3 protein-coding genes and 1 pseudogene are annotated in these 2,340 nt (G+C 50.0%); 2 read left to right on the forward strand and 2 right to left on the reverse strand.

The features are described from left to right. Both Q0338_RS05750 and Q0338_RS05755 read left to right on the forward strand, forming a co-directional pair. Nucleotides 1-429, forward strand: a pseudogene (locus Q0338_RS05750) (hypothetical protein); the annotation flags it as partial. A gap of 75 nt (nt 430-504) precedes the next feature. Continuing rightward, entirely contained in the window at nt 505-645 is a 141-nt protein-coding gene (locus tag Q0338_RS05755) for a hypothetical protein (RefSeq protein ID WP_366119704.1), read from the forward strand. Between the two features lie 147 nt (nt 646-792). Here the strand turns inward: Q0338_RS05755 and Q0338_RS05760 are convergent, their stop codons facing one another. Beyond that, a complete protein-coding gene (locus tag Q0338_RS05760; protein ID WP_298085924.1) occupies nt 793-1,245 on the reverse strand; it encodes a hypothetical protein in 453 nt (150 codons plus the stop codon). Nucleotides 1,246-1,445: 200 nt separating this feature from the next. Further along, nucleotides 1,446-2,340: dual specificity protein phosphatase family protein (locus Q0338_RS05765; RefSeq protein WP_298085925.1), on the reverse strand; the 895-nt coding region annotated here is incomplete at its 5' end.

Raw genomic sequence — 2,340 nt, forward strand, 5'->3', positions numbered from 1 at the left:
TCAAATTTAGGTTGCCTATGGACGGGCTACTCGTACACCGAGGGCAAAAACGGCGCCGAGCACGATCCTAAAAAAGGCTTTGAGATATTTTCAAAACTTTGCAGTAGCGGCTATGACGACGGTTGTAAATTTGTAGCGATGGGCTACAGAGACGGCAAAGGCGTGGAGAAAAATATAGACAAAGCCGTCGAAATCCTAAGCCAAATTTGCCAAGGCGAGAGATTTGACGGATGCGCGAAGCTGGGCGAAATCTACCAAGACGATACCTACGGCAAAAAAGACGAAGCAAAAGCGTACGAGTACTATCTCCTGGCCTTCACGAAAAAAGAGCATGAAGCCTCCGGAAAATACGTAAAAGATAAAGACAATGCCGCAAAAGCCTGCGAAGCAAATATCGCTCTCGGGTGCGAATACGTGGGCTCTGCATAATACCAAGAAAAGCAGTTTGCTAAAGCCGCGGAGTATTTTGACAAAGGCTGCGAGCACGGCCTAGTCGAGTCATGTCTGTTTGCGGGCTACACATACTACATGCCGCCGACTGAAAGCGGAGTCGAAAAAGATCTTGAAAAGGCCAAAATTTACTTCAAAAAAGGCTGCGATCTAGGCTCGGATCAGTGCCGCAGCACCCTAGAAAACATCAAATAAGCCTCGGGCGCAAATTTAACCGTTTGCGCCTAAATTTATCTTTTAAACCATAAAATCATACGATCGCGGAAGTCAAATTTAGCTAACGTTGTAAATTTAAAGCGTACTCGCGAGCCAAATTTGACCGTCAAATTTGGCGCTCAAACTCTAGCCCAGATAATAACCCGCCAAAGCCGCGGCAGCAACGACGATAGTAAGCGCGGCCGTTAGTTTATATAGCCGCAAAGCTCCGGCGCAGCGACTTTTCATATCGCGGATTTTAGGCGGTTTGCTAGTTAAATTTAGCTCTAAAAGCGCCGCGTCAAATTTGCCGCAACCCAGCCTCTCATCCGCAAAATCCTTAAATATAAGCGCGTCAAAATGCAGCCTAATGTGCAGATAAAATAACCCCGCAAAAGCCGCCAAAAAGCCCGCAATAACGGCAAAATGCGTAAAAATTTGAAGGCAGACGGCAAGCTGAAGCAAATTTAACAAGAAAAACAGCCTATGCGTCGCTAAAAATCTGGCCATAACCAGCGCCAAAGCCCTATCGTCCGTCCTTTGGCGGCATTCGCGTTCCCCGCCTTGCGCCGCTTTTTCGTTTTGCTCCGCATTCGTCATTTTCCATCCTCATTTTTGGCGTTTGCCTTTGGTTAAATTCCCGTTCGTTTTCGCCGAGAATTTTGCAATGCCGCTTGTTTCTAGCCTGCAGATTTTTTAAATTTGATCCCTCAAACAAACTTGCTTAAATTTCTGTGCCTATTTCGCGCGTAAATTTGCCGCACTTGCTTTTGCGAATTTGGCTGGTCTTTACTCCACTTTCAAATTTCGCGGGTGCGGACGGCTATCTGCTCTATCCGATCGCGTAGCGAGCTAGAGACTGCGATCTTTTCGCGGCGCGATTTTAGCAAATTTAGTGCCTCATCAAAGCCCATCCCCGCGTAAATCACCATCCAAGCAAGCAGCACCGACGCGCTCCTACCGTAGCCCAGCGCGCAACACACCAGCACCTTTTTGCCGTTCTCAGGGGCTCGTTCGTTTGAGCCCGCGGGAGTTTGTCTCGCCTCGCCGATCTTGCTTTCGTTTGCCGCGCCACGCGTTTGCAAATTTACCTGCGCGTCCGCTTGTCTGTGAAATTTCAAATTTCGCTCGTTTGATCCTAGCTCAACCGCCCTTTGCGGTAAATTTTCGCCGACGCAAAGAGTCGTTTTTACTATCCGCTCAAGCTCGTCTGCGCCTCGTTTTAGCTCGTCCGCGCTCGGCGTTATCATATCTAGCATAGGTAGGCTCGCATAAATTTGCGCGCCGCTAGGCCTCTCAAACTCGGCCACGCAGTCTAGCACGGCGTCAAATTTGCCCGCCTGCTTAACCGAGCCTAGATACAGCCCCGGCAAAATCTCGTCTGAAAGCCGGCGTCCGCGCAGCCAAAAAAGCGCATTTAGCCGCGCGACGCAAAGATAAGGGAAAAGTAAGGCTTTAGACGCGGCGGCGTGACGACCTTGCCCGTTTTTAGCAAAAACACCCGCGCCCAAAAACGCGTAACCGCAGGCGACCAGCGCAAAACTAAGGCTCGCCCACGACAGCCACAGCGCCCACGAGCTCCAAATTTTAGCCCCCGCAATCGCCATAAAAAGCGTCAGAAATGCAAGCCCCAGATATAGAGCCGCCCATTTGTAGCGCGCAGCCTCCGTGGCCATGGCAAAACTAAACGGCTCG

The organism is uncultured Campylobacter sp. (assembly GCF_938018145.1).
Lineage (GTDB): Bacteria > Campylobacterota > Campylobacteria > Campylobacterales > Campylobacteraceae > Campylobacter_A.